This is a genomic window from Kitasatospora sp. NPDC091257 (assembly GCF_044757675.1).
Lineage (GTDB): Bacteria > Actinomycetota > Actinomycetes > Streptomycetales > Streptomycetaceae > Kitasatospora > Kitasatospora lactacystinica.
In genome coordinates, this window is record NZ_JBIVVI010000818.1 from 1 (window position 1) to 4,228 (window position 4,228).

A 4,228-nucleotide genomic window follows, 5' to 3' on the forward strand; every position below is an offset into this window, starting at 1 on the left:
CCTCCCAGGCCGCCCGGGCCGCCGAGGCCCTCGCCGGCCGCTCCCTGCCCGCCCTCCTCCACGGCCAACGCGCCACCTGAGACACTGCTCCGCATCCGAACCACCCCGGGTGGGGGCGGAGTGGGAAGTCGGCGGGGCCGACTTCCCCGCGCGGGATGTTCGGGCGCGGGGCGGCCTGCCGAAGGGAGGCGCCGCGCTCTCGACGGATAGCTCTCACTGAGAGCTAAAATGAGGGTATGACCGCGACAGAGCCGCACACGCTCGACGTCGCGCCGGCGGACGAGTTCTCCACCCTCCTCGTCGGCATCCAGCGACTGGTCCGCCGCCGCCTGCGGCAGACGATGGACGAACCCCGCCTGCGCGGCGCCCAGGTCGAACTGCTGCGCCTGGTGACGGAAACCCCCGGACTGCGCGTCTCCGAGGCCGCCGAGGAGCTGTGCCTGGCCGGCAACTCGGTGTCCACCCTCGTCAACCAGCTCGTCGCCCTCGGCCTGCTGCGCCGCGAGACCGACCCCGCCGACCGCCGGGCCGCCCTCCTGCACGCCACCCCCGAGGCCGTCGAGCGGATCGAGGCCTGGCGCCGGCGCCGCCGCGCGCTGATGGAGGACGTCGTCGCCGGCCTGCCCGCCGACCGGCGCGAGGCCCTGGCCGCCGCCCTGCCCGCTCTGCGGCAGGTCGCCGAAGGCCTGCGCACCCTGCCCGCAGCACCCGCAGCACCCGCAGCACCCGCAGCACCCGCAGCACCCGGAGGAGCCTCCGGGGAGGAGGAGCCATGAGCACCGAGGACGCGGTGGTGTGCCAGGGCCTGGAGTACGTCTTCCGCCACGGCCACGGCAAGACCACCCGGGCCGTCGACCGGATCGACCTGACCGTGCGCACCGGCGAGGTGTTCGGCCTGCTCGGCCCCAACGGCGCCGGCAAGACCACCACCATCCGCGCGATCACCACCCTGCTGCCCGTCGGCGCCGGCATGGTCCGCGTCTTCGGCCACGACGCCACCCGCCACCCCATGCAGGTGCGCCGCCTGCTCGGCTACGTCCCCCAGCAGCTGTCCGCCGACGCCGGGCTGACCGGACGCGAGAACGTCGCCCTGTTCGCCCGCGTCTTCGACGTCCCGCGCGCCGAACGCGCCCGCCGCGTCGCCCAGGCGCTGGCCGCCGTCGACCTCACCGAGGCCGCCGAGCGGATGGCCGCCACCTACTCCGGCGGCATGGTGCGCCGCCTCGAACTCGCCCAGGCCCTGGTCAGTGCCCCGCGCCTGCTCGTCCTGGACGAACCCACCATCGGCCTGGACCCGATCGCCCGCACCGGCGTGTGGGAACGCGTGGACGCCGTACGCGCCGCCACCGGCATGACCGTCCTGGTCACCACCCACTACATGGACGAGGCCGACCGCCACTGCGACCGCATCGCCCTCATGGACCGCGGCCGCATCCGCGCGCTCGGCACCCCCGCCGAGCTCAAGGAGCAGGTCCACCGGGCCGACCCGGCCCGGCCGGACCCCAGCCTCGACGACGTCTTCCGCCACTTCGCCGGCCGGCAACTGGCCGACGCGACCGAAGGAGACTTCAGCGATGTCCGCCGAACCCGCCGCACCGCGGGCCGCGTCGGCTGAATCCGCCGACGCCGCCGGCCCCGACCTGTCCCTGCTGCTGGTGCCCCCGCGCGCCCGCACCGGCTGGCGCCTGGTGCCCGCCCGCATCGGCGCGATGTGCGCCGTCGAACTGCAGAAGCTGCGCCACGACCGCACCGAGCTGTACACCCGGGCGGTCCAGCCGGCACTGTGGCTGCTGATCTTCGGCCAGACCTTCACCCGCCTCAAGGCGATCCCCACCGGCGGCATCCCGTACCTGGACTTCCTCGCGCCCGGCATCATCGCCCAGTCCGCGATGTTCATCGCGATCTTCTACGGCATCATGATCATCTGGGAGCGGGACTCCGGAGTCCTCACCAAACTGCTGGTCACCCCGACCCCGCGCGCCGCCCTGGTCACCGGCAAGGCCTTCGCCGCCGGGGTGAAGGCCGTCCTGCAGGCCGCGGTGGTGGTGCTGATCGCCGCCGCCCTCGGCGTCGCCATGACCTGGAACCCGCTGCGGCTGCTCGGCGTCGTCGTCGCCGTCCTGCTCGGCTCGGCGTTCTTCTCCTGCCTGTCGATGGCCATCGCCGGGATCGTGCTCACCCGCGACCGCCTGATGGGCATCGGCCAGGCCATCACCATGCCGCTGTTCTTCGCCTCCAACGCCCTCTACCCGATCGCCCTGATGCCCGGCTGGCTCCAGGCCGTCAGCAAGGCCAACCCGCTCAGCTACCAGGTCGACGCGCTGCGCGGCCTGCTCATCGGCACCCCCTCCCACCTGCCCCTGGACTTCGCCGTCCTCGCCTTCGCCACCCTCCTCGGCATCGCCGCCTCCTCCGCCCTCCTCGGGCGCCTCGCGCGCTAGGAGGGCGGAGGGAACGGACCCCGGACCTGACGGCGTCCCGGGCCACGGCACCGGGAAACCCGGTGACAAGCGCGCGCCGCACCAGGAGACTTCCTCCCGGCAGGCCGGCAGGCCGGCAGGCCGGCAGAGCGGCCCGACGGACGGGCCGCCGGGCCGCCGGGCCGAACACCGGGAGGCAGCACCGTGGCACTGGCCAAGAAGGGCGCGCGCCGCATCGTCGTCGACGGCGTGGCGTACCGCTGGCGCGTCACCAAGCAGCACTGGTGCTGCGACTTCGAGGGCAGCACCCTGGGCTACGCGGTGGAGGACGCCGCCCACCCCGCAACGACGCTCGTCGTGGACACCGGCCGACCCACCCGGCACACCCCGGACGCGGTGCCGGCCCACGTGATCATGCCGCGGGAGGTCGCCGCGGGCATCCGGTCCGCGCGCACCGAGGGCTGGACGCCCACCGCCAACGGGTCGCCCTTCAGGCTGCGCCTGTCCGCCGCCCGCCCTGCCACCTGACGGGGCAGCCGGCCGCGGGGCCGCGCCGGCCGGGCGAACCGTTTCCGCCGGCGGACGCCCGGCCGTGGGAGGACGACGAGCGGGCCGCCCCGGACGATCCGCGTGTCCACGCCGGCGTCCACGCCGCCCAGGGGCGAGGGCCGGACGGTGTCCGAGGCCGGCCGGCCGGAGCCCGGCCGCAGCGGCCGTGGCGGCGCGGTGAAATCCCTTTGCCCGGCACCGTTTTGCGGCCCGACACTGGGCGCATGCTCGGATTCGTCAGCACCGACAACGAAGCCCTCGTCTCCTGCCTGGGCGACCCCCAGCGCACGGTGGCCGCCCACCGGGAACTGCTGCGGCGCGGGCAGGACGTGCTCGGGGCCGTGCGGGCGGGCCTGTCCCACGAGAACGCGGCCGTGCGGGAGGGCTGCTGCCGGCTGCTGGACCACCTGGTCGACACCGAGTCCATGGACCAACTCGTCGCCATGGCCGACGACCCGGACGCCCGGGTGAGGACCGCCGCCTTCCACGCCCTGGCCTGCGACCGGTGCAAGGGCGACACGTGCGCACCGGGCGCGGACCGGGTCCTCGAACCCGCGCTGCGCCACCTGGCCCACGATCCCGACCCGGGCGTGCGGGCCAGGGCCGCCGAGCTCGTCGGCCGCTTCGCCCGCACCGAGGCCCGGGCCGTGGCCGCCCTGCGGGCCTCCCATGACCGGGACCCGAGCCCGGCGGTCCGCAAGAAGGCGGGCTGGTACATCCCCGGCGGCGCGATCTACGAACGCGGCGCCGCCCGTACGGCCCGGTGAACGGGCCCGGCGGCGGGCCGAGTCAGGACGCCGGTCGGACACCGGTCGGGCGCAGGTGTGGCGCACGGGGTGGCCGTCGGGGCCGGTGGTGAACCAGGAGCCGTCGCCGAGCGGGCGGATGTCGTACGGGTCCGTGGCGCGGGCGTCGAACGCGCCGTGGACGCGGCCGGTGCGGGCGTCGAGGCGGTAGTGGCGGAACCAGTCCTCCTCGTCCTCGTCCTGGCCGACGAGGGTGGCGACGATGGTGTCGGCGCTCAGGCGGCCGGGCGGCCGCGGCCGGCCATGGCGTCGGGCCGGTGGACCCACAGCACCCGCCCGTCCGGGGACAGTTCGCAGCCGGGCCGGTGGCCGAAGACCTCGCTCGCCTCCGGCTCGAACCGCGAGCGCCACAGCCGCGTGCCGTCCGCCCCCACACGGACGGCCTCGTCCCCCGGCAGGGGCCGGAAGGCCGACGTCCCGCGCGGCGGCGGCTCGGGCGGCGGGACCGGGCCG

5 protein-coding genes and 1 pseudogene are annotated in these 4,228 nt (G+C 75.6%); 5 read left to right on the forward strand and 1 reads right to left on the reverse strand.

Going from position 1 to position 4,228, the window contains the following annotated elements; all coding sequences use genetic code 11:
* Positions 1-236: 236 nt before the first annotated feature.
* The 5 genes from ACIQOV_RS30150 (at position 237) to ACIQOV_RS30170 (ending at position 3,736) form a co-directional block, all read left to right on the forward strand.
* Complete coding sequence (locus ACIQOV_RS30150) at positions 237-776, forward strand: MarR family winged helix-turn-helix transcriptional regulator (RefSeq protein ID WP_401053755.1); 540 nt, start codon at positions 237-239, stop codon at positions 774-776.
* A complete protein-coding gene (locus tag ACIQOV_RS30155) occupies positions 773-1,615 on the forward strand; it encodes an ATP-binding cassette domain-containing protein (RefSeq protein WP_401053756.1) in 843 nt (280 codons plus the stop codon). Before ACIQOV_RS30150 ends, ACIQOV_RS30155 begins: the two co-directional genes overlap by 4 nt.
* The gene (locus ACIQOV_RS30160; RefSeq protein ID WP_401053757.1) at positions 1,575-2,441 is read left to right on the forward strand and encodes an ABC transporter permease; all 867 of its coding nucleotides are present in this window, start codon (positions 1,575-1,577) and stop codon (positions 2,439-2,441) included. The genes ACIQOV_RS30155 and ACIQOV_RS30160 overlap by 41 nt, the downstream gene beginning before the upstream one ends.
* A 183-nt stretch (positions 2,442-2,624) precedes the next feature.
* Positions 2,625-2,948, forward strand: coding sequence for a hypothetical protein (locus tag ACIQOV_RS30165; protein WP_401053758.1), 324 nt, complete (start codon positions 2,625-2,627; stop codon positions 2,946-2,948).
* A 245-nt stretch (positions 2,949-3,193) separates the two neighbouring features.
* On the forward strand, positions 3,194-3,736 hold the full coding sequence (locus ACIQOV_RS30170) for a HEAT repeat domain-containing protein (RefSeq protein WP_401053760.1): 543 nt from the start codon (positions 3,194-3,196) through the stop codon (positions 3,734-3,736).
* 254 nt (positions 3,737-3,990) lie between these two features.
* Here ACIQOV_RS30170 and ACIQOV_RS30175 read toward each other — a convergent pair.
* Positions 3,991-4,228, reverse strand: a pseudogene (locus ACIQOV_RS30175) (hypothetical protein); the annotation flags it as partial.